We start from the raw sequence: 23639 nt of genomic DNA, 5'->3' as shown, positions 1-23639 counted from the left end.
GCCGGCCGTCAGAGAACGGCGGGGCTGCGGCGTTCGATGAGCAGGACGTCGCGCCAGACTCCGTGGTGGCGGCCGACGCGTTCGCGGGTGCCGATGACGCGGAAGCCGGCTCGTCGGTGAAGCGCGAGGCTGGCGGTGTTCTCGGGGAAGATGCCGGACTGGATGGTCCAGATGCCGGCGGCCTCGGTGGATTCGATCAGCTCCCCGAGCAGTGCAGAGGCGATACCACGCCCCCGGGCGCCGGGATGAACGTAGACCGAGTGCTCGACAACTCCCGCGTACGCAGGGCGGTTCGATACAGGTACTACGGCCGCCCAGCCCACCACCGTGCCGTCATCGTCGAGGGCGGCGAAGCGGTGCTCGGGCAGTTTCGCAGTATCGAAGGACTCCCAGGACGGCGGTGAGGTCTCGAAGGTCGCGTTGCCCTCGTCGATGCCGGCCCGGTAGATCGCCAGCACTGCGTCGGCATGCGCGGCCCGGAGCGGCACGATGACGGCCGGCGCCCGTCCGACGGGGGTGGACACGGTGTTGCTCCTTGGGCCGGGGCGACGATCAGGTGCCGGCCGCGGTGGTCAGCAGCAGGCCCATGGCCTTCAGTACGCTCGGCTCCACCCGGTAGTAGACCCAGGTGCCGCGGCGTTCGGACGTCAGCAGTCCGGCGTCCTTGAGCTTCTTCAGGTGGTGGGAGACGGTCGGCTGGGAGACACCGACGTCGGAGATGTCACACACGCACGCCTCGCCGCCCTCGTGAGAGGCGACGGCGGAGAACAGCCGGAGGCGGACCGGGTCGCCGAGCGCCTTGAACATCTTGGCGGCCACCTCGGCCTCTTCAGCGCTGAAGGGGCGTTCGTTCAGCGGCGGGCAGCACGGCGCGACGTCGGCCTCGGGCTCCAGCAGCGGCAACACCTGCACATTCGACATACGTCTATGTTGACACACGTCGAACCAAGCGCCCAGGGGCTGCCGCCGCCGGGCGGTTATGCGAGGGCCAGGTGGGCCGCGAGCCGGCGGGCGGCGCGCTGCGTGTCGCGGCCGACGCCGCGCAGGGAAGCGGAGGAGAGGCTGCGCTGCCACTCCAGTCCCACGTACGCCAGAGCGCCATGGGTGAGGGAGGCTCCGTCGCGATGGCGGGGGCGGTCCTGTCCGTCGAGGGCGCTCAGTGGCGCGAGGTAGGTGAGATCAGGGTGGTATCCGGTGGCCAGGACGATCGTGTCGATGTGCTCGGTCATGCCGTCCTGCCAGGTCAGTACGGCGCCGTTGATGCCGGTGAACAGCGGGCGCCGGTCGGGGGCCCCGGATGCGAGGGCCGCGCGGTAGCGGCCGTCGTCGATGACGGCCATGGTGGCCGGGGCTTTCTGGAAGCGGCCGAGCGGCGCGGTGTCCAGGCCGGTGACCCTGAGCCAGAAGTGCAGGTCCTTCCCCGCCGGCGGGCGCTGCTTGAACCATTTCACGGGTGTCCGACTGGCGAGGGTGACGCGTGAGCGCGGGGCGAGTTCCGCCGCTATCTGCACGGCGGAGTTGCCTGCGCCCACCACTACGACGCGCTGCCCGGCGAAGGGTTCGGGGGTGCGGTAGTCGGTGACGTGCAGGACGTTTCCGGTGAAGGAGTCCAAGACCGGGCAGCGCGGGGCGTTTGGGCCGGCCGAGGCCGCGACTCACTCGAAGTGATCTGCGCCCACGACGCAGACAAGCTCGAATGCCTCATCCACGGCGTCGAGTACCGGGAACAGGGCTACTCGAACGTCCAAGGATGGATCGACAGCAGCCTCCAGAAGCTCAAGACCGCATCCGCCCAAGAACTGGCCGAAGCCGCGTTGAACATGACATCGGTGGAATGGCAGAAGACCTGCCTCCCCTGACACAACCCGGCGCGAAATGTGCTGTCCGAAGGTGCCAGGGTCCGCCCGCCAAGACCGCCAGTCGCCCGCCTGGCGATGCGTCAGCAACACGCTGGTGGTGGCGCGCCTGGTCCCGCAAGCCGGTGTCAGGCGGGGAGTGTCAGGCGGAAGGTGGTGTGTCCGGGGCTGCTGGTGACGGTGACGGTTCCGCCGTGGGCGGTGATGACGGCGTGGACGATGGCGAGGCCGAGACTGGTGCTTCCGGTGCTTCGGGAGCGGGAGTGGTCGGCGCGGACGAAGCGGCCGAAGACTTCGGGCCGGAGTTCTTCGGGGATGCCTGATCCGTTGTCGCTCACGCTCACGGTGGTGCCGGCCTGATCGGTGGTGAGCGTGATGGTCACTTCGGTGCCGGGCGGGGTGTGGGTGCGGGCGTTGGCGAGGAGGTTGCCGACGGCCTGCTGGAGCCTGTGGGCGTCGCCGGTGACGGTGACCGGTTTTTCGGGGAGATCGAGGAGCCGGCGGTGGCCGGGGCCGGCGGCGCGTGCGTCGTCGGTCGCGTTCAGGATCAGCAGGGTCAGATCGACCGGCTCGTGTTCGAGGGGGCGTCCCGCGTCCAGGCGGGCGAGGAGAAAGGAGGTCGTCGACGAGGAGGGTCATGCGCTGCGACTCGCCATCGATACGTTCCAGGGCATGGCGGACTTCGGCGGGGACGGGGCCGCGGTGGCGCAGCGAGAGTTCGGCGTGGCCGCGGATGTTGGCGACGGGGGTGCGCAGTTCGTGGCTGGCGTCGGCGGCGAAGTGCCGGAGCCTTTCCTCGCTTGTCTGACGCTGGGTGAGGGCGTCCTCAACGTGGCCGAGCATGTGGTTGAGGGCGGTGCCGACCTGGCCGACCTCGGTACGGGGGTCGGTGTCGGGCAGTGGTCCCGGCATGGCGATCTCGCCGCTGGCGAGCGGCAGCCCGGCCACCTCGGCCGCACGGGCGGTGTCGGGGTGGTGCGGAAGGGATGTCGTACGCGGCTCGTCCATGGTTTCTTCAGCATCCCCCGCCGCGGGCGGGCGACGGGTGAGCCCCGTAGCTCTGAGTTTCCTCTGAATCGGCCCTGAGGCGGGCCCGGGGACAGGCCGGCGGGGTGGTTTCAGAAGGTACGCAGAGGTTGGGCTGTGAGGCTGGCCGCCCGTCGCCGGAGCCAGTCTCCTGTCCGGCTCATCCGTAGGAGCCTCATGACGACCACGTACGCGAGCCGCGGGCTGCGCCACCGGCGTCCGCGCCGAAGTGCCGTGCCCCTCCTGGCGCCGCTGGTGATCTGGGCCGGCGCCGCGGGGGTCCTCACCCTGTGGTGGAGCGACACCACCTCGGTGATCGGACCGGCGGGCTGGCTCACCGGCGCGGGCCGCATCACCGGGCTTCTGGCCGGCTACGCCTGCGCGGTCCTGCTGGCACTGATGGCCCGCATGCCGCTCCTGGACCACACGATCGGCACGGACCGGCTCGCCCGGTGGCACGCCCTGGGCGGCCGCTGCACCGTCTCCCTGGCCCTCGCCCACACCCTGCTGATCATCTGGGGCTACTCACTGGCCTCGCACACGGGCGTGGTGGGCCAGACCTCCACGCTCGTCCTGAACTACCCCGACCTCCTCAAGGGCACCGCCGGCTTTCTGCTGTTCCTGGCCACCGGAGTCCTCTCGGCCCGCGCGGCCCGCCGCAGGCTCAGTTACGAGACCTGGCACTACCTGCACTTCGCCACCTACCTGGCCGTCTTCCTCACCTTCGGACACCAGCTCTCCAACGGAGCCGACTTCGTCGGCAACGGCGCCGCCCAGGCGGCCTGGTACACGCTCTTCCTCGGCGTCGCCGCGCTGGTCGCCTGGTACCGCTTCGCCGTCCCCGTCCGGCGCGGAGTGCGCCACCGCCTGCGCGTCACCGCGGTCCACCCCGAGGCACCGGGCGTGGTCTCCGTCCACCTCACCGGCGAACGTCTCGACGAACTGGGAGGCGAGCCGGGGCAGTTCCTGCGCTGGCGGTTCCTGACTCGCGGCCTGTGGTGGACCGCCAACCCGTACTCCCTCTCCTCCCCCGCCCACCCCCACCACCTGCGTATCACCGTGAAAACCGCCGGTGGCCACAGCGCCGCGCTCGCCCACCTCGCGCCCGGCACCCGGGTGTGGGCGGAGGGACCGTACGGCGGCTTCACCGCGAACCGCCGCACGGCCCCCAAGGTCCTGCTCCTGGCCGGTGGCGTCGGCATCACCCCCCTGCGCACGCTCTTCGAGACGCTGCCGGGCCAGGTCACCCTCGTCTACCGGGCCCGCCGCCCCGACGACCTCGCCCTGCGCGGTGAGATCGACGCCATAGCCGCCCGACGGCAGGCCACCGTGCACTACGTCGTCGACGAACCCCCCGGACACTCCTCACCCCTCACCGCCCGGGGCCTGACCACCCTGGTGCCGGACCTGGCCGCACACGACGTCTACCTCTGCGGCCCGGCCGGCATGACACAGACCGCCGTCCCGGCCCTGCGCGAAGCCGGCGTCCCGGCACGGCGCATCCACCACGAGTCGTTCGCGTTCTGAGGACAACCGCCATGCGCCGAGCCATCCTCGTCACCACCGGAACCAGCGCCCTGATCGTCGCGCTGCTCGCCCTCAAACCCCACCAACTCCCCACCCTCGCAGGGGTCGCACCACGTTCCCCCACGTCCTCCTCGTCGGGCACGTCGGGCACGTCGGCGGGGACGGGGACGGGGACGGGGACGTTCACCGGGGATCCCATCGACACCCGGTACGGAACCGTGCAGGTCGCCGTCACCCTCTCCCAGGGAAAGATCACCGCCGTCAAGGTGGTCCGGGCGCCGGACCAGAACGGCCGCGACCAGCAGATCAGTTCCTACGCCCTGCCCCGCCTGACCCAGGAGGTGATCGGCGCCCAGAGCGCGCACATCGACGCCGTCTCCGGAGCCAGCTACACCAGCCAGGGCTACATCCAGTCCCTGCAGAGCGCCTTGGACCAAGCCCATGCCTGACACCGCACACGGACTGCGCCACGTCGAACACGTCATGGGCACCGTCTTCTCCTTCGACATCCGCGACAAGCCCACCACCGCCATCCACGACGCCCTCGCCGAAGCTGTGCGCCAACTGCACGACGTCGATGCCGTGTTCTCCACCTACCGGCCCGACAGCCACATCAGCCGCCTCGGCCGGGGCGACATCCGGCTGGACGACTGCCCTCCCGAAGTCCACGAAGTCCTCTCCCTGTGCGCGGGAGTGGCCGACGTCACCGACGGCTGGTTCAGCATCGTCCCCGGCGGACCCGGCGGAACCCTCGATCCCTCGGGCCTCGTCAAGGGCTGGGCCACCGAAGCCGCGTCCCAACTGCTCAGCGAAGCAGGCGCGCACCACACCTGCGTCAACGGCGGAGGCGACCTCCAACTCCGCGGCCGGGCAGCCGCCGGCACCCCGTGGCGTATCGGCATCACCCACCCGCTGCGCCCCGGCGAACTGGCCACCGTCATCACCGCCGGCCACGACCTGGCCGTCGCCACCTCCGGCACCGCCGAACGCGGCGCCCACATCCTCGACCCGCACAGCGGCACACCCGCCACCGCGTTCGCCTCCCTCACCCTCGTCGGGCCCCGCCTGACCACGACCGACGCCTACGCCACCGCGGCGTTCGCCAGAGGCGACGGCGCACGGGACTGGCTGGAGACACTGGACGACCACGAGGCACTCGCCGTACTGCCCGACGGCCGCGAATGGCGCACATCAGGATTCGGCAGATACGGATCATGAGACAGCACACGCACTCAGTCCGCCGGACTCCCCCGGACCCCGGCCCCGGTCGATCGTTCAGGCGGCGGAGCGCCGGGTGACCGCTCGCCGGCGCAGGCTCGCGTCGGCTACGGCCGGCGGAGTGTAGGCGACGTCGTTGGGGCCGGCGTCCGTTCCGGGAGGAGCGATCTCGTCGATCCGGTCGAGGATCTCGTCATCCAGGGTGACGTCGGCGCCGGCCAGCAGGTCGTCGAGCTGCTCCATGGTGCGCGGTCCGACGATCGCCGAGGTGACGCCCGGGTGCGCGATCGCGAAGGCCATCGCGAGGTGGGTCATCGGTAGGCCGGCCTTCTCGGCGAGCGGGATCAGCTGTTCGACCACGTCGAGCTTGCGCTCGTCGCCGAAGTGCTGCGGCATGGTGCCGCCACGGTGGCTGTCGGTCTGCTTGCCCTTGCGGTAGCGGCCCGTGAGCAATCCCTGGCCGAGCGGGCTCCAAACCAGCGTGCCCATCCCGTAGCGCTGGGTGACCGGCAGCACCTCGCGCTCAATGCTCCGGTTGATGATCGAGTACGGCGGCTGCTCTGTACGGAAACGCTCCAGGCCACGCCGTTCAGCGACCCACTGCGCCTCAACGATGTCCGAGGCCGGGAAGGTCGACGCGCCGATCGCGCGCACCTTGCCGCTGTGGACCAGATCCGACAGCGCCGACAATGTCTCCTCCACGTCCACCGTCGGGTCGGGGCGGTGGATCTGGTAGAGGTCGAGGTGATCGGTCCGCAGGCGGCGCAGGGAGTTCTCGACCGAGGTCATAATCCAGCGCCGGGAATTCCCCCGGTGATTGGGATCGTCGCCCATCGGAAAGTGCACCTTGCTGGCGAGCACGACGTCGTCGCGGCGGCCCTTGAGCGCCTTACCGACGACGACCTCGGATTCGCCGTCGGAGTACACGTCGGCGGTGTCCACGCAGTTGATCCCCGCGTCCAAGGCCCGATGGATGATCCGGATCGAGTCGTCATGGTCGGGGTTTCCCGCCGTCCCGAACATCATGGTGCCCAGTGCGTACGGGCTGACCTGGATTCCGGTCCGGCCCAGCGTGCGGTACTTCATGTCTCTCTCCTTCGGAGCGTGGCGCGTTCGGTGAGCGGCGATGCCGCTACGTCCGTGTCCGCAGCTGCTCGTCGTCGAACACGATCTCGACCAGCGGACTGCCTGCGAGCCACTCATCGAGGTTCTGCCGTCGGCCGACCCGCGCTGCGAGCTGGGGCCGGTTCCGCAGATCGAGGATCTCGGTGATCACCCGCCGCCGGGTCGCCTCGTCGACTGGCTTCGCGGTCGCGGGCAGGTCGGCGATGACCTTGTGTTTGAGGTGTACGACGAAGCGCGGATCGGCCCGCAAGTTGGCGTACCAGTTGCGAGGGCCGGGCACGCCGCTCAGGTACCAGCGGCCGTCGATGTGGTGGAACCAGACCTCAATGCGGCGGAGGGCGCCGCTGCGCCTGCCCACCGTGGTGATGTCGATGGTGCGTTCGGCCGCAGAGGACTCCGGGCCGATGTCGAGGGCGCGGACGACTGCGTCGTTCGTCATACCCGCCTCCCATGCCATGGGTTGGCTTGCGCGGAATGCGTGGAAATTTCCACTACGTTCAGCAAACCAGCAGGCGCGGCGCCGGGGCTAGCAAGATCCTCTCGCGTATCTGCCCAATCCTCGTTTCGTACGGGCGGATCACGGCAGCGCCGCGGCGGACTCCACTCGGCCGCGCAGGCGCGCCGCATCGACGCTGGGCGGGGCGCCGAACTGGCGCCGGTACTCACGGCTGAACTGGGACGGGCTGTCGTATCCGACACGCTGGCCGACGCCGGTGACGTCGCTCGGATGGTTGGCCAGCAGCAGTCTCGCGGCCTGCAGCCGGATGTTCTTCTGGAACTGGATCGGACTCATCGCCGTCACCGCCTGAAAGTTCCGGTGGAAGGCGGAGACGCTCATCCCCGAGAGCCGCGCCACCTCCTCGACCCGGAACGGCTGGGTGTAGTTGTCCCGGATCCACCGCACGGCGCGTCTGACGTGTGTGAGGCTGCTGTCGGCCACACCGAGCTGGCGGACGGCATCACCCTGTTCCCCGGTCATCAGCCTCCAGAGGATCTCGCGCTCGCACAGCGGGGCGAGTGCCTTTCGGTCCCGTGGACGGTCGAGCAGGCGCAGCAGTCTCACGACGGCGTCGAGCAGTTCGCCCGGTGCGTCACTCACCCCGAGCCCCGGCCGCGCGGTGCCCGGAGACTTCGGCAGATCTCCCGGCCCTGCCTGCAGCAGCAGGTCCGCGATGACGCCAGGTTCGAGAGCCATCCCGAATCCGAGTGTGGGCCTGCCGGGAGCGGTGTCCATGACGTGTCCGGTCACCGGGACGTCGACGGAGGCGACGAGATATTGTCCGGCGCGGTAGTCGTGGAAGCTGTCGCCCAGGGCGAGACGCTTGCCGCCCTGGGCGATCACCGCCAGCACTGTCCCGGACATCGAGGACTCCGGTGCGGCGGCGTGGTCGACCTTGCAGATCCGGACACCGTCGATCGCCGTGGTCAGATCGGGACGCGCATGCCGGTCCAGCAGTACGCGAAGCTCGTCCAGAGACATGCTACGAGTGCATCACAGAAGCTGCGGCGATCGCCCAGCGGCGAGAGGATTGTGCAACGACGCGCGAGTTTCGTGAAAGCTTGTGGCACTGTCGGCCTCCGGAGACCTCGGTGCCTCCGGAACGGATCGATGGCTGTGCGTCGCGGCGGCGGGTCCTGTCCCCGACGTCCGCACGACGCACTGGACTGCTGCGCGGCGAAGGGCCATGGCGGCGTCCGCAGGTCAGCTCTTCCCGGAATGCTCACCGAGGTGCAGGTCACCGGGCAGATGCGGCAGTTCGCGGGTCCCGGTGGCGCGGAGCCCGTCCAGAGCCAGTTCGAGGTAACGGCGCCATGCCTGCGGCTGTGCGGCCAGCAGAGGCGCTGCCGTTTGATGGATGCCCGCGAGTAGCAGCACGATGTCCGTGCCCGTGACGTCGCTACGGACGGTTCCCTGTTCCTGTGCCCGGCCAGTGAGTGCCCCGGCGGCGCCGCAGAGGCGGCCGATCGCGTCCCGGGCGCCGGCGTGGTCCAGTGACGGCCGCCCGATCACTTCGCAGAACGCCCGGTCAGCGGCCAGGGTCTCGATGCTCTCTGCCATGAACTCAACCAGCGCCGCATCTGCATCGTCGGCCTCGGCAAGGCGCTCCGCTGTGCCGATCAGACGGTCGACAAGCTGCAGCATGATCGCGGCAAGCAGGTCTTCCTTCGATGCGAAGTGCCGGAACACAGTGCCTTTGGCCAGTCCGGCGCGTTGGGCGATCTCGCCCATCGATACGTCCGTCCCCAGCTCGGCGAACGCCTCCGTCGCGGCCTGGAGCAGAAGGCGGCGATTACGCAGCATGTCCGCCCGCCGGCCCGCGGTGCCTGTCGTCTCACTCATACGCGCCCCCTATCGAACAGGCACGAGCCTACCAGCAACATGACCGGGCAGTCATGTTTGCTGTACGCTCAACATGACCCAGCGGTCACTTTCTGCTGGATCAACCGCCGACTGTCGTCAAGACACCTGGCGGGCTACCGCCCTCACCACGTATCCATCGGAGGAAGACATGAGCAACACCCTTGACGGAAAGGTCGTCCTGGTCACCGGCGCCTCCTCGGGCATCGGACAGGCCACCGCACTTGCCCTGTCCACAGCCGGCGCCCGGGTGGCGGTCGGGGCTCGTCGGACCAAAAGGCTGAAGTCGCTCGCGCAGGACGGCCCCGGCGAGATGCTGGTCCTGGAGCTCGATGTCACCGACCGCGAGTCCGTGCGGGACGCGGTTACGGCGACCGTCGAGCACTTCGGCACCCTTGACGCCCTTGTGAACAACGCTGGCGTCATGCTCAGCGGACCGATCCTGAATGCGGACACCGCTGAGTGGACGCGCATGATTGACACCAACCTCCTGGGATCGATGTACACAGCCCATGCCGCCCTGCCTCACCTGCTGGAGAGCAGGGGCGCCGTGGTGCAGATTTCTTCGACTTCAGGGCGCACCGCATCTGCCGGCGGTGGTGTGTACGCCGCGACAAAGTTCGGCATCACCGCCTTCTCGGAAGCCTTGCGGCAGGAAGTCACGGCGCAGGGCATACGCGTCATCGTCATCGAGCCCGGAATGGTCGCGACCGAGCTGGCCACCCATATCACCGACCCTGCCATGCAGGCCCTCGCCAAGAACTACGCCGACTCCATGCGGACTCTTCAGTCCCAGGACATCGCCGGCGCCGTCCTGTACGCGCTCACCCAGCCCGAGCATGTCGCCGTCAACGAGATCCTGATCCGACCGACCGACCAGACCCGCTGAATACGGTCTGCGGGCCAACCGTTAGGCGCGCACACCACCGGTTGAACTCGATGGCATCGAGGAACTCGCCGCGTTCGAAGCGGGCTCCGGCCCGGACGGGGGCGACGAGGCGGGGTGCGTTCACGGCTCGCCGGCGGGTCTCAGCGGACTCGACGAGCTTGAAGACCATCGCCAAGGCGTCGGCCCTGCTGCCCCCTTGGTGACCTTCGTCCCCAGCCGGACGGTAGCCGGTCCACCGAGAGCTCAATGTTCCGCTAACGTCCGGATCTGCGCAGGGCGACTCGCACGAGGGCACGGTTCCGCTCCGTGTCTTGCTGGGCGCGGGCGAGGACCGCGAATCGCCCGGACCAGTTCGGAGTCGGCGGGCAGCGGCCGTTGCCCGCCGACGTCGGTCCGCAGGATGTTGGGCAGCGTCAGCGTGGTCGGACTTCGCGCGGGCACCGCGGTGCGCCGCTCGCAGTAGCGGGCCACTGTCATCGGATTGATCGAGTGCGTCTTGCGACCGGATGACGGCGCGGGCGGGAAGCGACCGAATGACGGCGCGGGCGGGAAGCTCTGGTGGTGTGCGCGGCGTGGCATGCCGCCCCGCGAGTCTCAGCCGCCCGCCTCGTGCTCCGCCCCAGGGCCCGGCTCGCGTGGTCGAGCCGGTAGCCGTGGCCGCGCAGAGTGGTGATCGTCGGGAGTCGCGTGGTGTCGGGTGCGTCGGACTCTGCCTGGTGGAGGCGGCGGCGCAGGGAGACCAGGGTGACGTAGAGCGTCTTCGTGGGGCCGAACCAGTTCTCCTCCCAGACCTGGGCCATGAGGGCTTCGCGGGACACCGCGGCGCCCGCGTGCCGGGCGAGGACGGCGAGGAGTTCGAACTCCTTGGGGCGCAGTGCGATGTCCCGCCCAGCGAGCAAGCAGCGCCGGGCGGTGGTGTCCACGGTCAGGTCGCCGAGCCGGATCGGTCGCTTCTGCCGGCCGGATGTCGGCGGTCTGCGGCGCAGGTGTGCGCGCGGCCGTGCCAGCAGGACGCTGAGTGTGAAGGGTTTGACGAGGTATAGGAGCATCCCCCACACCTATCGGGCCGCAGGTCAGGACGCTCCCACACACCTCGAACCCTCAGGCGAACATGAGGAAAGCGAGTTGCCCGAACCTCCCGTCCGCCGCATTGGACGGCCGCAAGCCGATCTGCCGCTCGGTGCCGCGCCGCTCAGCGGTCGATGCTGGCCATGTTCGCCTCGTTGTGGCGCTCGCCCGAGGCGGGGGTGAGGTTGTTCAGGCGGTCGAGTTGGGTGGCGCTGAGTTCGATGTTGTCGGCGGCGGTGTTCTCTTCGACGCGGGAGACCCGCCGGGTCCCGGGGATGGGGGCGATGTCGTCGCCGCGGGTCAGCAGCCAGGCCAGCGCGGTCTGGGCCGGGGTCGCTCCGATCTCGGCTCCGATGGCCTGTACTTCGTCGACGATGCGCAGGTTGCGCTGGAAGTTTTCCCCGGTGAAGCGCGGGTTGGTCTTGCGCCAGTCGTCGTCGGGGAAGTCGTCCACGCTGCGGATCTGGCCGGTCAGCAGTCCGTGCCCGAGCGGCGAGTACGGGACGAAGCCGATGCCGAGCTCTCGTAGGAGCGGGAGGATCTCCGCCTCGACATCGCGGGTCCACAGCGAGTACTCCGTCTGGAGCGCGGCGACCGGGTACACGGCATGGGCACGGCGGATCGTGGCGGGGCCGGCCTCGGAGAGCCCGATGTGGCGGACCTTGCCTGCGGCGACCAGTTCCGCCAGCGCGCCGGCGGTCTCCTCGATGGGGGTGTTCGGGTCGACGCGGTGCTGGTAATAGAGATCGATGTGGTCGGTGCCGAGGCGCTTGAGGGAGCCTTCGACCGCGGTCTTCACGTTGCCTGCGCTGCTGTCGATCACGCCGGGGCCGCCACCGGAGTGGGAGACCATGCCGAACTTCGTCGCCACGACGACGTCGTCACGCCGGCCCTTGATGGCCTTGCCGACGACCTCCTCGCTGTGGAAGGGGCCGTAGATCTCGGCCGTGTCGATGTGGGTGACCCCGAGGTCCAGCGCCCGGTGGATGGTGCGGATGGACTCGTCGTCATCGAGGCCGCCGCCCGTCGTGTAGGTGCCGGCCATGGTCATGGCTCCCAGGCCGATGCGCGATACATCGAGCCCGCCCAGTGATACGTGCTTCATCGGATACTCCTTCTCGTACGGCCGTCAGGCTTGGTCGGTGGGCATGACCCAGAGTTCGGCGATCGAGGCATGTCGGGGCCGGGTCGCGATATAGGTGATCCCGTCGGCGATGTCGGCGGGGGCGGGGCGCTCGTGCCGCGCGTTGAACGGTTCGAGGATCTGGGTGTGGACGGAGTCTTGTTGTGTGAACCGAGCTGGGTGTCGACGGCGCCCGGCTCCAGGACACTCACCCGCACATGCCGCTGGGCCAGCTCCTGGCGCAGGGACTCGGTGAATCCGTTCACGCCGAACTTGGTGAGGTTGCGGACGCCGTAGTTCGCCCATGCCTGGCGGCCGGCGATCGAGCTGATGTTGATGATGTCGGCGACCCGCCGCGGGTCCTGTCCGGCGGGCGGTGGCGGCGCCCATACCGCTGCTCGCGCCGGTGACGAGCGCGACGGTGCCGGTCAGATTCGTTGCCATGGGGGGTGGAGTCCTTTCCTCCGGATGTACGGCGCGGCCCGCAGGTCGTCACGCCAGGTGAGGGAGGACCCTGCGAGTGCCATGATCGGCGGCTCAGTGGGCCCGCCATCCAGGCAATCACCCGGCGGAGTCGTCCGGACCCTCGTACGGAGTACCGCTCCACCGGGGGTCCGCCAGTACCTCCCACGCCGCCTGAAAGGCACCCGGACCCCGCCGTACGGTGGACGTATGGACCGCAGCAGCGAGATCCGCGAGTTCCTGCGTACCCGCCGGGCCCGCATCACTCCCGAGCAGGCCGGCCTCGCCCCTCACACCGGTGCTCGCCGTGTTCCGGGACTGCGCCGCGAGGAAGTCGCCCAGCTCGCCGGAGTCAGCGTCGACTACTACATCCGGCTGGAACGCGGACGCACCCAAGGCGTCTCCGAAACCGTCCTGGAGGCCGTCGCCCGCGCCCTGCGACTCGACGACACCGAACGCGCCCACCTCTTCGACCTGGCCCAGCCCGCCACCGGGCGGACCCGCCGTAAGAAGCCCCTCGCCCCGCAGAAGGTCCGCCCCGCCCTCTACCGCGCCTTGGACGCGCTCAGCGTTCCCGCGGTTGTCCAGGGTCGGCGCATGGACATCCTCGCGGCCAACCGACTCGGCTACGCCCTCATCGCCGACTTCGAAGCCCGGCCGCACCACGACCGCAACGCCGCTCGCTTCGTCTTCCTCGACGAAGCCGCCCGCGTCCTGTACCGCGATTGGGAACGGGTGGCCGGCGACTGCGTCGCCACCCTGCGCCTCTACGCCGGACGACACCCGGACGACCCGCAGCTCACCGAACTGATCGGCGAGCTGTCCCTGCACAGCGACACCTTCCGCCGCATGTGGGCCGACCACGACGTCCTCGCCCACACCACCGGCACCAAACGCCTGCACCACTCGCTCGTCGGCGACCTCACCCTCGACTACATCGTCCTGGCCGTCGAAGGCGACCCCGAGCAGACTCTCGTCATCTACACCCCGGAACCGGCCTCACCCGCCGCCGAAGCCATCAGCATCCTGGCCAGCTGGACCGGCACGCCCACCCCCGACCAGACACCCAACACAACTGCCTGACCCCGCGCCCACATCCACAACGCGCCTGCCTAACCACTGCACGTGTGTGCGCAATTGAGCGCTAAGGGCACGGGGGACCTTGCGCGACTCCGCCCGCTATTGCAGCGGGATGGTCTCCCGATCGCTAAGGCCCATTGCCTTGTTGAGGGGAACGCTCGTCAGCGGTCCATTTGCGGTCCGAGGCATTGCCTCGGAGGTTGCCAAGTACCATTCGCACAGGTCAGAAGGCATGGGCACCGCGCAATCCGCACCGTCTTGAAAACCGTCGTGGCAGCGATGTCACCGTGGGTTCAAATCCCACACCCACCGCAGCAATTCCGGCCGGATCAGGGCCCCGGCCTGGCCGCCCGTAGCGTTGAGAGCACGCTCGATCCGAACGCTGGTCCCTCTCTGTCCTCCGTGGATGACCCGGCGCTCACGGCACCAGTACGCGAAGACGCCTCCCTCGCGGACAGCCGCCAGCGCGGGGGTGTCGAGTGCCGCCGCGTCGAGTACGCCGTTCACGCCTTCCGATGCGAACCGGCGCACCGCGTCGCTCAGGTTCTTGTCGCGCGATACGAACCAGGTGGCGCCACGAGCGCGGAGGATTTTCTCGTCCTCGGGCCGCCCCTGAGCGATGATTCGCACGCCCAGGTCCGGGCCAGCTCGGTCGTCCACTCGCCAGGAGTCTGGACACGAACCCGAGCCGGCCGGACTCCGGACTGGTTGCCGCTGGGCTTTCGCGCGGGACGCGTAGCGGATGAAGGCGAGCCGGACGGTGGCGTCGGCAGGGTGGCGGGCGGTTTTTGGAGGGGTGCGAGGTACTTCGTAACGGATCCGGCGGTGCCCCTGTCCGAGCGCCGAGCGCCGAGCGCCGCGAGCTGCGGCAGGGGTTGGCCTCGGTCGCCGTGAGCGGCTCCGGGGGACTCGATCTCCCCTCGCCGGCCCACGACACTGAGTGGGGCGCCTGCCCAGCCGGTCCTGGTTCCGGGTGAGTCGGCCCTCCGCTACGGTGGACTGGCTGGTCCAGTATGCGAGGTGGGTCGATGGGCGGCGTGCTGACGCCGAAGGGGCAGGCCACCCGGGCGCGCATCATCGAGGGCGCCGCCCAGGTGCTGCGCGAGCGCGGTGTGGCGCTCGCGACGTTGGATGACGTACGGGCGCGGACGGGCACGAGCAAGAGCCAGTTGTTCCACTACTTTCCCGACGGCAAAGACCAATTGCTGCTGGCGGTGGCGCAGTACGAGGCGGACCGTGTCCTGGACGACCAGCAGCCCCATCTGGGCTGCCTGGATTCCTGGGAGACCTGGTACCGGTGGCGGGACGCGGTCGTCGAGCGCTACGAGGCGCAAGGCGACCAGTGCCCACTGGGGTCGCTGTTCCTGCAGGTCGGCCGCTCGAATCCCGGAGCCAGGGCGATCGTGGTCGAATTGATGCGCCAGTGGCAGCAGTACCTCGCAGCGGGGATCCGCGCGCTGCAGGATCGGGGTCTGGTCGGAGCCGACCTGGATGTGGAGCAGTCCGCGGCCGCGCTGCTGGCGGGTATTCAGGGCGGCGTGTCAATCATGCTGTCCACGGGCCAGTCCACACATCTACGGGCCGCGCTCGACGTCGGGATCATGCGGCTGCGGTCCGGTCCGATCGGCGGCTGACGGCCAACCGGCAGGCCGACGCGTCCCACCGAGGGGGAAGTGGGGCATGGTGCCGCGCGGCGGGTGTTCGGTGAAGTGTGCGGAAGGACTCCCTTGAAGGCCGGCTCCACCGGGATCTCCGGAGCGTCCTTGCCTTCTTCCGGACTCCCTATCCTTCCCTCATCCTTCCCTCGCCGTCACGGCAGGAGCAGTAGTTTCCCGGTCGCGCCGCTCGATTCCAGGTCGGCGTGCGCTCTGGCCTCGCCGTCGCCTCCACCAGGGAGGCCGCCGGGATCGCAGGCTGATCGGCGTAGCGCACTCCGTCGCCCACCGCCGCTACCCGGCCAATGCCCTCGACCCCCAGGACGGTGGGAACCGACCAGGTGGGGAAGTGGCCCGTCTTGATAGGCAAGTGAATGCTTGCCTATTCTGGGGTCGTGGCCGACGATCTCTTCAAAGCCCTGGCCGACCCCACCCGCCGTACCATCCTCGACGAGCTCGCGGAGAAGTCCGGACAGACACTGTTCGAGATCTGCTCGCGCCTGAGCGTGAAGCATCAGCTCGGCATCTCGCGCCAGGCGGTCTCCCAGCATCTCGCGGTGCTGGAGGCCGCGGGGATCGTCGAGACCAGGCGCGAGGGCCGCTACAAGTTCCACGACCTGAACGCGGCCCCGCTGCGGCATATCGTCGAGCGATGGCTCGTGCCCGGGACATCAGAACGAGAGGAGAACACCCCATGAAGATCCATCTGACGAGCGTCTTCGTCGACGACCAGGCCGAGGCCGTGCGCTTCTACACCGAGATCCTCGGCTTCGTGAAGAAGCACGACATCCCGCTCGGCGAGAAGGACCGGTGGCTGACCGTCGTCTCGCCCGACGTGCCCGGCGGCATCGAACTCCTCCTGGAGCCCGCCGGCCACCCGGCCGTCAAGCCCTACCGCGACGCGCTCGTCAAGGACGGCATCCCGCTCGCCCAGTTCACCGTCGACGACGTGAAGGCGGAGCACGAGCGCCTGCTCGGCCTCGGCGTCCGCTTCACCCAGGAGCCCCTGGAGATGGGCGCCGTCACCACCGCTGTCTTCGACGACACCTGCGGCAACCTGATCCAGATCGTGACGCAGCCGAAGTGACGCAGCCGAAGTGACGCAGCCGAAGTGGCGGTCGGCCGTGCGGGAGGCCCAGATGCAGGCTCAGATACACGTTCAGTGGCACGCCCTGGTGCGGTGAGCATGATCAGTCCCCGCGCCATTCAGCGGCGAGAGACCGGCGGCGCCCCGCCGCGTCAGGTCTGGTACACGTCGTACGGTTCCAATACGTGCCGTGAGCGGCTCTCGTGCTACATCGCCGGCGGACGGCCGCCGGGGGCCGCCCGGACGTATCCCGGATGCCGGGACAAGCGACCGCCGAGCGCCTCCGTGCCCGTGGAGCTCCGCGGTGTCATGTACTTCGCCACCGAGTCGCCCGTCTGGGGAGGCGGCAGGGCGTTCTACGATCCCGGCGTCAGCGGAAAGGTGCTGGCGAGGGCGCACCTGGTCTCGGTAGGGCAGTTCTCGGACATCGCCGCGCAGGAGATGTACCGGGAGCCGGGGGCTGATCTCGACCTCGCGGAAGCGCTGGGCGAGGGGCGGTCGGTGCTCGGGGGCGGGCGGTACGAAACGCTCGTCTGCCTGGGGGCGATGGACGGGATCCCGGTGCTTACCTTCACCGCTCCGTGGGGCGTGGACGAACTGGAGTGGAGCAAACCTTCGGCGTCCTACCTCAGGCTCCTGGGCTCCGGTCTGCTGGAGGCGGGCGCCTGGGACGCGAACACCGTCGCCCGCTATCTCGCGGCGTGCCCGGGCGCGGCCGGCCGATGGACCGCGCGCGACATCGCGGACCTGATCGCCCAGTCCGAGTGAAGTGAAGGGAAGGGAAGGGCGCCGGGCACGATCCCGTGCATGGTCCCGTCCACGATCCCTCCATGCCTCCATGCCTCCATGCCTCCATGGTCCCGTCCCCGGCCGCTGAGCGGCCTCCTGGCGTCGGCATCGGGAAACGCCGAATTAACTGGGCGGGCCGTGGCGCGAAACGCGATTCGGTCACCTTTTCTCCCGGACCCTGATTGATCCATCCCATCAAGCATTCCCGGCATTCCCGGCGATCCCGGCAGCCCAGCCAGTCTTGTCGATCCCGGAGAAGGGGTGTGCAGCATGCGAGGAATCCTGCGTCGAACCGTCCTGCTGACGGCCGTGATGGCCCTGACGGCCGGTACGGCCGCCGCCGCCGAGCAGACCAAGGCGCCGGTCAAGCGGCCCAAGGTCGCCGTCATCGGCACCGGCGGGACGATCGCCGGGGTGAGTGAGAGCCGGGTGGACTTCCAGGACTACCAGGCGGGCAAGATCCCCATATCCGAGCTGGTGGGTGACCTCAAGCCCGAGGTGAACCGGGTCGCGGACGTCTCCACCGTGCAGTTCGGCAACCAGGGTTCGAGCGGCTACTCCATAGCCGACTACCGCAAGCTGACCCAAACGGTCGACAAGGCGCTGCGCTCGAACGACGCCGCGGTCGTCACCACCGGTACGGACACGATGGAAGAGTTCGCGTACTGGCTCGACCTGACCGTACGCAGCGACAAGCCGGTGATCCTCACCGGAGCGATGCGCCCGTGGACCGTCATCGGAACCGACGGTCCGGCGAACCTGTACAACGCCATCCAGCTCGCCGCCGGCCGCAGGACGACCTGCTTCGGCAGCGTCATCATGCTCAACGACGAGATCCAGGCCGCTCGTGAGGTCCGCAAGACGGACGCGCTGCGCATGGATACGTTCAACAGCGGTGCCGGCGGCGTCCTGGGCGTGGTCGACCAGGACCGGGTCCGGATCAACCGGGCGCCCGCGCGGGTGGACAAGTGCGGCAAGGCGAGCTGGAAGACGCCGTTCGACCTCGACAAGATCGCGGGCAAGGGGAAGAGCCTGCCGAAGGTGGAGATCGCCTACAGCTACCAGGACGCGGGCGGCGAGGCCGTCAAGGCGTTCGCGGACTCCGGCGTGGCCGGCGTCGTGACGGCGGGTACGGGCGCGGGCGGCATCTCCCCGGCCATGAGCAAGGCGCGTACCGAAGCGGTCAAGAAGGGCGTGGTGTTCGCCTCCACGACTCGTACGGGCAACGGGGCCGTCTACGACGACGCGGCGGACGGCCCGCTGATCGGCGCGGCGGACCTCACCCCGCAGAAGGCGCGCATCCTGCTCCTGCTCTCCCTCGCGGCCACCGATGACGTGGACAAGATGCGCGGCTGGTTCACCACGCTGGGTGCGGCCGAGTTCAAGAGCCGCGGCTAGACCTTGCCTTCGTCGGCTGCGACCCCCTGGAGGGCGTCCTCGCATCGCGCGAGGGCGCCCTCCGGTGTCGGTCGGGCTTCCGGTGTCGTCGGGTCAGGGGCCAGCGGTGAGGCGGGCGGCCGAGGCGATGGTCGCGCGGGCTTCCTGTTCGGTCAGGCCGGTGTGCAGGGCGGCGTCGACGAGGGGTTCCGTCAGGGTCTCGCCGAAGCCGTGTTCGTACGCGCGGCAGGCGGCCCAGAACAGCCGGGTGTTGCGCTGGCCCGCGTGCGCCGCGCGTACGAACCGCACCAGGCCGTGGCCACGCGCGGGCTGTTCCTCGGCTGCGCCGGAGCGGTGCCGGTGGTGCTGGCCGCGCGCAGGGGGCGCAGGGGGTGTGAGCAGACGCAGCAGGGCGCGGGGGCAGGGAGCGGGCGCCAGGTCGGCCGTACCGGGGGCCGGCCGGTAGGCGCCACGCGCCGTGACCGAGCCGGGGCCTACGAGATAGCCGCCCGCGCCGCGTACGTCGATGCCGGGGGCGAGTCTGCCCGCGGAGTTCGGTACGACGACGTTCGGCGGGCCCGTCAGCCAGATGTGGCGGCCGCCGCTGGGGGTGAGGATCACCACGGTCTCCGGCAGCGTGAACAGGTGCTGGAGAGCGAGTTGCTGAAGCGCGGCCACCGAGTCGGGGGGCGAGTCGGGGGGCGAGCCGAGCGGTGAGTCGGGGGGCGAGCCGAGCGGTGAGTCCGGCGCCGGTCCCGGGGTGACGTCCAGATCTATTCCGATGAGGTGGTGCGGCGGCCGGCCACAGGCGATGCCGTAGCCGGTCGCCCAGGGCGCGGCGGCGAACAGGGAGCGTACGCCGGTGGGATTGGCGGTGGCGTCGTGCACCCCGTGGCCCGGACGCCCGCACTCGCCCCGGCAGAGAACCGGCTCGGGCTCCCCCCTGTGCGGTGAGCGCAGTGCGGGGAGCTTGGTGGGGGACAGGGGGAAGACGGGGAGCCCACGCTCGGCGGCGGACAGCGCGTGCGCGAGGGCCAGGGTGGCGGTGTGCCGGGCGGTGATGGCCATGGGCCTATGTTCGTACAGGTGTTCGAAGAAGGGAAGAGGGGGTGGTTCGAGGGCGAGGGTGAGGGGGGGCGCAGAAACGCTTCTTCCTTTGTGGCGGACAGGCTCGTGAGGCGGATCGCGGCAGCCGGGCGAGGGCGGACCAGGGCTTTGAGGGCGCATTGGGGGTTTATCGACATGTCCTCACGCTTGCGAGGGAATCAGGCTCTCCGGGGTGGTTCGCGGGGGATTCGGTGGGCAATTCTGAGGTCGCGACGTCGTCACCGCGACCGAGACAGTCGGCCAACTGCCTCGGAAACAAGCCGTACTTCATGGTTCCTGGAGGAAATGTCATGGCAAACTTCCGTACCGCCCGTGCCTTCGCCGCTGTCGCCGCGCTGCCCCTCGCCGCCGCGCTCTTCACCGGAGTTGCTCAGGCCGACAACGGCGCCTTCTCGGGTGCCGGGTCGAACGCGACCGTGGCCACGATCAGCGGCAGTGGGGTGGGCGGACACAACCTCGGCAACTCGACGACGACGCAGCAGGTGGCGACCGGCGCCGGGGCGTCCAATCAGAACAACACCGCGAATGTGATCGGTTCGGGCTTCACGGCGATCGACCAGTCCAACGAGAACGTCTCGGTGACCTTCAACAACCTGTGGTGGTGAAGTACGGCCCGACGGGGGGCGTGACTGAGGGGTGAGGTACGTTCTGCGCGGCGGTGCTCCGGTGCCGTCGCGCAGGGCGTTTTTCCGCGTTCACCGGCGTCCCGCTCACCAGCGGTTCCGCCGACTGCGCCGACCGCGCCGAGAGCCGCGTCAGCGGTGCCGCCAGCGGCCTCGCCGGTATCCGAACCGCGTCCGGCTCCGTGTCCCGCCCTGCGTCCGGCTCCGTGTCCCGAACCGCATCCCGCCGCGCGTCCCGAACCGCATCCCGCCGCACGTCCCAAACCATGTCCCGCCCCGCGCCCCGCCCGCGCCGGACGGTCGCGCGGCGCCGATCGCCTCGCGCGACTGGTCGCTCCCGTACGGTCGCGGACCCGTACTTCCCGGGGATGACCCTGATGATCTCCTCGTCCCCTCCTCCACCTACAGGAGGTGGAGGAGGCACCATCACTACACCCTGAGGCGGAGACCGCTTCGGGACCTGGGGCCGATCCCCCGAGGTGGCCTCGCTCCTAGCGTGGAGCCATGACCACGCCTGTCTGCACGAGCGCCTCTCAAGCCGCCAAGCCGGCCGCGCACTCGTCGTGCCCGAGTCACCCGCCGGCCACCGGACACAGCGGCCACACCGGCACCGCGGGCTTCTCGCCCTACCCGCCCTTCGTGTCGTTCTCCTCGTACGTACGGGCGCGGGGGCCCGTACTGCTGCGTACGGCGCGCTCGCTCACCTCCAACCCGTGCGACGCCGAGGACCTGCTGCAGACGGCCCTCACCAAGACGTATGTCGCCTGGGACCGGATCGAGGACCAGCGGGCACTGGACGGTTACGTCCGCCGCGCCCTGCTGAACACCCGGACCTCCCAGTGGCGCAAGCGCAAGGTCGACGAGTTCGCCTGCGAGGAGCTGCCCGAGCCCGCCGGTCAGCCGGAGCCCGATCCGGCCGAGCGGCAGGTGCTGCACGACGCGATGTGGCGTGCGGTGATGCGGCTTCCCGACCGCCAGCGGGCCATGGTGGTCCTGCGCTACTACGAGGATCTCAGCGAGGCCCAGACCGCCGAGGTGCTCGGCGTCTCGATCGGCACGGTCAAGAGCGCGGTGTCCCGCGCGCTCGGAAAGCTCCGTGAGGACCCGGAACTCTCGCCCGTCCACTGATGACCGGCCGGCTGGACCGGGCCGCACCTGGCAGGACCGGACTCGACCGGACTCGACCGGACTGGGCCGGGGTGGACCAGGCTCGACTCGACCGGATCGGGCTCGACGGGGCTCGACGGGGCTCGACCGGACTGGGCCGGGGTGGACCAGGCTCGACTCGACCGGATCGGGCTCGACGGGGCTCGACGGGGCTCGACCGGATCAGACTCGACGGGGCTCGACCGGACCGGTCTCCCGCGCCGGTCGCAGGTTCCGGCGTCCGACCAGGGTTTCTACTCTCGGGTAGTGACATACCGAGCGGTATGTGCGCAGAATCTTCCCACTTGTCGCGACGGAGCGACAGCGCCCACCGGGAGGATGCTGTGCGAAGCACAATGCAGGATGTACCGCTCACCATCAGCCGGATCCTGGAGCACGGCCGGACCATCCACGGACGGTCGACCGTCACCACCTGGACCGGCGAAGCGGAACCCCAGCGCCGTACCTTCGCCGAGATCGGCGACCGCGCCGCACAGCTCGCCAACGCCCTGCGCGACGAACTCGGAGTGGCCGAGGGAAGTGTTCTGGGGACGTTGATGTGGAACAACGCCGAGCACGTCGAGGCGTATCTCGCGATCCCCTCGATGGGCGCGGTCCTCCACACCCTCAACCTCCGGCTCCCTCCGGAGCAGTTGATCTGGATCGTCCAGCACGCGGAAGACCGCGTGATCCTCGCGAACGGTTCGCTGCTGCCGCTGCTCGCCCCGCTCCTCCCGCATCTGCCGACCGTCGAGCACGTCATCGTCTCCGGTCCCGGCGACCGCGCCCTGCTCGACGGAGCGACCGCGCGGGTGCACGACTACGACGAGCTGATCGCCGGTCGTCCCACCACGTTCGACTGGCCCGAGCTGGACGAGCGGTCCGCCGCGGCGATGTGCTACACCTCCGGCACCACCGGCGATCCCAAGGGCGTCGTCTACTCCCACCGCTCCATCTATCTGCATTCCATGCAGGTCAACATGTCCGAGTCGATGGGGCTGACGGACAAGGACATCACGCTGGTCGTCGTCCCGCAGTTTCATGTGAACGCCTGGGGACTGCCGCACGCCACCTTCATGACCGGCGTCGGCATGCTGATGCCCGACCGCTTCCTCCAGCCCGCCCCGCTCGCCGAGATGATTGAGCGCGAGAAGCCCACGCACGCCGCCGCGGTCCCCACCATCTGGCAGGGGCTGCTGGCCGAGGTCACCGCCCGCCCGCGCGATCTGACCTCGATGGCCCGTGTCACCATCGGCGGCGCGGCCTGTCCGCCGTCGCTGATGGAGGCGTACGACAAACTCGGCGTACGGCTCTGCCACGCCTGGGGCATGACGGAGACCTCGCCGCTGGGCACGATGTCCAACCCGCCCGCCTGGCTCACCGTCGAGGAGGAGTGGCCGTACCGCATCACCCAGGGCCGCTTCCCGGCCGGTGTCGAGGCCCGGCTGGCCGGGCCCCGCGGCGACTTCCTGCCCTGGGACGGTGAGTCGGCCGGCGAGCTGGAGGTACGGGGACCCTGGATCGCCGGGGCGTACTACGGGGGCGCGGGCGGTGAACACATCAAGCCCGCGGACAAGTTCAGCGAGGACGGCTGGCTCAAGACCGGCGACGTGGGGACCATCAGCCCGGACGGCTATCTCACGCTCACCGACCGCGCGAAGGACGTCATCAAGTCCGGGGGCGAGTGGATCTCCAGCGTCGAACTGGAGAACGCGCTGATGGCTCATCCGGAGGTGGCGGAGGCGGCGGTCGTGGCCGTACCGGACGACAAGTGGGGCGAGCGGCCGCTCGCGACGGTCGTCCTCAAGGACGGGGCGACGGCCGACTACGCGTCGCTGAAGGAGTTCCTCGCGGGGAAGATCGCGAAGTGGCAGCTCCCGGAGCGGTGGACGGTGGTGTCCGCCGTGCCGAAGACGAGCGTCGGGAAGTTCGACAAGAAGGTGATCCGCAAGCAGTACGCGGACGGGGAGTTGGACGTCACCCGCGTCTAGGTCCTGTCCGACCGGGCAGGACCTGGGCCGCGTACGGACGAGTGGTGGTGCGTCCGGGAGCGGTGCTCGGCGCTGGGGTGGGGTGGGGTGGGGTTGCTGCCGGCGCGGCGCCCCACCCGGCTGGTGTGGCG

At 69.7% G+C, this 23639-nt stretch carries 26 protein-coding genes and 2 pseudogenes; 14 read left to right on the top strand and 14 right to left on the bottom strand.

Annotation, left to right across the window (positions count from 1 at the left end):
- Window positions 1-8: 8 nt before the first annotated feature.
- The 3 genes from ACZ7LS_RS23730 to ACZ7LS_RS23720 are packed head-to-tail and all read right to left on the bottom strand — an operon-like array spanning window position 9 to window position 1613.
- The gene (locus ACZ7LS_RS23730; protein ID WP_385130851.1) at window positions 9-524 is read right to left on the bottom strand and encodes a GNAT family N-acetyltransferase; all 516 of its coding nucleotides are present in this window, start codon (window positions 522-524) and stop codon (window positions 9-11) included.
- Between the two features lie 28 nt (window positions 525-552).
- Window positions 553-921, bottom strand: a complete 369-nt coding sequence (locus ACZ7LS_RS23725; protein ID WP_382522566.1) for an ArsR/SmtB family transcription factor — start codon at window positions 919-921, stop codon at window positions 553-555.
- 56 nt (window positions 922-977) lie between these two features.
- Window positions 978-1613: an NAD(P)/FAD-dependent oxidoreductase gene (locus ACZ7LS_RS23720; protein WP_385130848.1), complete on the bottom strand. Its 636-nt coding sequence runs from the start codon at window positions 1611-1613 to the stop codon at window positions 978-980.
- Window positions 1614-1664: 51 nt separating this feature from the next.
- Between ACZ7LS_RS23720 and ACZ7LS_RS23715 the strand changes: the two genes are divergently transcribed.
- Complete coding sequence (locus ACZ7LS_RS23715) at window positions 1665-1859, top strand: hypothetical protein (protein WP_385130845.1); 195 nt, start codon at window positions 1665-1667, stop codon at window positions 1857-1859.
- Between the two features lie 125 nt (window positions 1860-1984).
- Here ACZ7LS_RS23715 and ACZ7LS_RS23710 read toward each other — a convergent pair.
- A pseudogene (locus ACZ7LS_RS23710) lies at window positions 1985-2822 on the bottom strand (sensor histidine kinase); the annotation flags it as partial.
- A 237-nt stretch (window positions 2823-3059) separates the two neighbouring features.
- Between ACZ7LS_RS23710 and ACZ7LS_RS23705 the strand changes: the two are divergent.
- The 3 genes from ACZ7LS_RS23705 to ACZ7LS_RS23695 are packed head-to-tail and all read left to right on the top strand — an operon-like array spanning window position 3060 to window position 5627.
- Window positions 3060-4409: a ferredoxin reductase family protein gene (locus tag ACZ7LS_RS23705; RefSeq protein ID WP_382522574.1), complete on the top strand. Its 1350-nt coding sequence runs from the start codon at window positions 3060-3062 to the stop codon at window positions 4407-4409.
- An 11-nt stretch (window positions 4410-4420) separates the two neighbouring features.
- Window positions 4421-4858 (top strand): FMN-binding protein, encoded by a 438-nt coding sequence (locus ACZ7LS_RS23700; RefSeq protein ID WP_385130842.1) that lies wholly within the window; start codon window positions 4421-4423, stop codon window positions 4856-4858.
- The gene (locus tag ACZ7LS_RS23695) at window positions 4851-5627 is read left to right on the top strand and encodes an FAD:protein FMN transferase (RefSeq protein ID WP_385130839.1); all 777 of its coding nucleotides are present in this window, start codon (window positions 4851-4853) and stop codon (window positions 5625-5627) included. Before ACZ7LS_RS23700 ends, ACZ7LS_RS23695 begins: the two co-directional genes overlap by 8 nt.
- Window positions 5628-5684: 57 nt before the next feature.
- On the opposite strand, the gene ACZ7LS_RS23690 is transcribed toward ACZ7LS_RS23695, so the two are convergent.
- From ACZ7LS_RS23690 to ACZ7LS_RS23675, 4 genes are all read right to left on the bottom strand, one after another.
- Window positions 5685-6713, bottom strand: coding sequence for an aldo/keto reductase (locus ACZ7LS_RS23690; RefSeq protein WP_382522582.1), 1029 nt, complete (start codon window positions 6711-6713; stop codon window positions 5685-5687).
- A gap of 46 nt (window positions 6714-6759) precedes the next feature.
- A complete protein-coding gene (locus ACZ7LS_RS23685) occupies window positions 6760-7191 on the bottom strand; it encodes a nitroreductase/quinone reductase family protein (protein WP_382522584.1) in 432 nt (143 codons plus the stop codon).
- Window positions 7192-7329: 138 nt separating this feature from the next.
- Window positions 7330-8232: an AraC family transcriptional regulator gene (locus ACZ7LS_RS23680; RefSeq protein WP_382522587.1), complete on the bottom strand. Its 903-nt coding sequence runs from the start codon at window positions 8230-8232 to the stop codon at window positions 7330-7332.
- A 222-nt stretch (window positions 8233-8454) separates the two neighbouring features.
- A complete protein-coding gene (locus ACZ7LS_RS23675; protein ID WP_385130836.1) occupies window positions 8455-9093 on the bottom strand; it encodes a TetR/AcrR family transcriptional regulator in 639 nt (212 codons plus the stop codon).
- Between the two features lie 169 nt (window positions 9094-9262).
- Here ACZ7LS_RS23675 and ACZ7LS_RS23670 point away from each other — a divergent pair, with 169 nt between their 5' ends.
- Entirely contained in the window at window positions 9263-10000 is a 738-nt protein-coding gene (locus tag ACZ7LS_RS23670) for an SDR family NAD(P)-dependent oxidoreductase (protein WP_385130833.1), read from the top strand.
- Here the strand turns inward: ACZ7LS_RS23670 and ACZ7LS_RS23665 are convergent.
- From ACZ7LS_RS23665 to ACZ7LS_RS23650, 4 genes and pseudogenes are all read right to left on the bottom strand, one after another.
- Window positions 9960-10228: pseudogene (locus ACZ7LS_RS23665) on the bottom strand (hypothetical protein); the annotation flags it as partial. The gene ACZ7LS_RS23670 and the pseudogene ACZ7LS_RS23665 sit on opposite strands and share 41 nt — an antisense overlap.
- A 245-nt stretch (window positions 10229-10473) precedes the next feature.
- Window positions 10474-11049 carry a response regulator transcription factor gene (locus ACZ7LS_RS23660; RefSeq protein ID WP_385130830.1) on the bottom strand — a complete coding sequence of 192 codons (576 nt, stop codon included), beginning with the start codon at window positions 11047-11049 and terminating at the stop codon, window positions 10474-10476.
- Window positions 11050-11192: 143 nt separating this feature from the next.
- Window positions 11193-12173, bottom strand: a complete 981-nt coding sequence (locus ACZ7LS_RS23655; RefSeq protein WP_382522598.1) for an aldo/keto reductase — start codon at window positions 12171-12173, stop codon at window positions 11193-11195.
- A complete protein-coding gene (locus ACZ7LS_RS23650; protein ID WP_385130988.1) occupies window positions 12170-12532 on the bottom strand; it encodes an SDR family NAD(P)-dependent oxidoreductase in 363 nt (120 codons plus the stop codon). The genes ACZ7LS_RS23655 and ACZ7LS_RS23650 overlap by 4 nt, the downstream gene beginning before the upstream one ends.
- Before the next feature lie 331 nt (window positions 12533-12863).
- Between ACZ7LS_RS23650 and ACZ7LS_RS23645 the strand changes: the two genes are divergently transcribed.
- On the top strand, window positions 12864-13736 hold the full coding sequence (locus tag ACZ7LS_RS23645; RefSeq protein WP_382666352.1) for a helix-turn-helix transcriptional regulator: 873 nt from the start codon (window positions 12864-12866) through the stop codon (window positions 13734-13736).
- A gap of 279 nt (window positions 13737-14015) precedes the next feature.
- On the opposite strand, the gene ACZ7LS_RS23640 is transcribed toward ACZ7LS_RS23645, so the two are convergent.
- Entirely contained in the window at window positions 14016-14393 is a 378-nt protein-coding gene (locus ACZ7LS_RS23640; protein ID WP_385130826.1) for a hypothetical protein, read from the bottom strand.
- 368 nt (window positions 14394-14761) lie between these two features.
- On the opposite strand from ACZ7LS_RS23640, the gene ACZ7LS_RS23635 reads away from it, so the two are divergent.
- The 5 genes from ACZ7LS_RS23635 (at window position 14762) to ACZ7LS_RS23615 (ending at window position 18662) form a co-directional block, all read left to right on the top strand.
- Entirely contained in the window at window positions 14762-15367 is a 606-nt protein-coding gene (locus ACZ7LS_RS23635; protein WP_382522604.1) for a TetR/AcrR family transcriptional regulator, read from the top strand.
- Between the two features lie 416 nt (window positions 15368-15783).
- Window positions 15784-16086 (top strand): ArsR/SmtB family transcription factor, encoded by a 303-nt coding sequence (locus tag ACZ7LS_RS23630; RefSeq protein WP_382522607.1) that lies wholly within the window; start codon window positions 15784-15786, stop codon window positions 16084-16086.
- On the top strand, window positions 16083-16475 hold the full coding sequence (locus ACZ7LS_RS23625; protein WP_385130821.1) for a VOC family protein: 393 nt from the start codon (window positions 16083-16085) through the stop codon (window positions 16473-16475). The genes ACZ7LS_RS23630 and ACZ7LS_RS23625 overlap by 4 nt, the downstream gene beginning before the upstream one ends.
- A gap of 309 nt (window positions 16476-16784) precedes the next feature.
- Window positions 16785-17243 (top strand): histone deacetylase, encoded by a 459-nt coding sequence (locus ACZ7LS_RS23620; RefSeq protein WP_385130819.1) that lies wholly within the window; start codon window positions 16785-16787, stop codon window positions 17241-17243.
- Window positions 17244-17534: 291 nt separating this feature from the next.
- The gene (locus ACZ7LS_RS23615; RefSeq protein ID WP_385130816.1) at window positions 17535-18662 is read left to right on the top strand and encodes an asparaginase; all 1128 of its coding nucleotides are present in this window, start codon (window positions 17535-17537) and stop codon (window positions 18660-18662) included.
- A 93-nt stretch (window positions 18663-18755) separates the two neighbouring features.
- Here the strand turns inward: ACZ7LS_RS23615 and ACZ7LS_RS23610 are convergent, their stop codons facing one another.
- The gene (locus ACZ7LS_RS23610) at window positions 18756-19709 is read right to left on the bottom strand and encodes a bifunctional DNA primase/polymerase (RefSeq protein ID WP_385130813.1); all 954 of its coding nucleotides are present in this window, start codon (window positions 19707-19709) and stop codon (window positions 18756-18758) included.
- Window positions 19710-20038: 329 nt separating this feature from the next.
- Here ACZ7LS_RS23610 and ACZ7LS_RS23605 point away from each other — a divergent pair, with 329 nt between their 5' ends.
- From ACZ7LS_RS23605 to ACZ7LS_RS23595, 3 genes are all read left to right on the top strand, one after another.
- Complete coding sequence (locus tag ACZ7LS_RS23605; protein WP_382522622.1) at window positions 20039-20353, top strand: hypothetical protein; 315 nt, start codon at window positions 20039-20041, stop codon at window positions 20351-20353.
- 522 nt (window positions 20354-20875) lie between these two features.
- The gene (locus ACZ7LS_RS23600) at window positions 20876-21499 is read left to right on the top strand and encodes a SigE family RNA polymerase sigma factor (RefSeq protein WP_382522625.1); all 624 of its coding nucleotides are present in this window, start codon (window positions 20876-20878) and stop codon (window positions 21497-21499) included.
- A 362-nt stretch (window positions 21500-21861) separates the two neighbouring features.
- Window positions 21862-23508: a long-chain fatty acid--CoA ligase gene (locus tag ACZ7LS_RS23595; protein ID WP_385130810.1), complete on the top strand. Its 1647-nt coding sequence runs from the start codon at window positions 21862-21864 to the stop codon at window positions 23506-23508.
- The last annotated feature ends 131 nt before the right edge of the window (window positions 23509-23639 follow it).

The sequence above is a fragment of the Streptomyces sp. NPDC039430 genome (assembly GCF_055639435.1).
The sequence above is the reverse complement of the archived record's forward strand: the minus strand, read 5'-3'. Positions and strand labels throughout refer to the sequence as shown.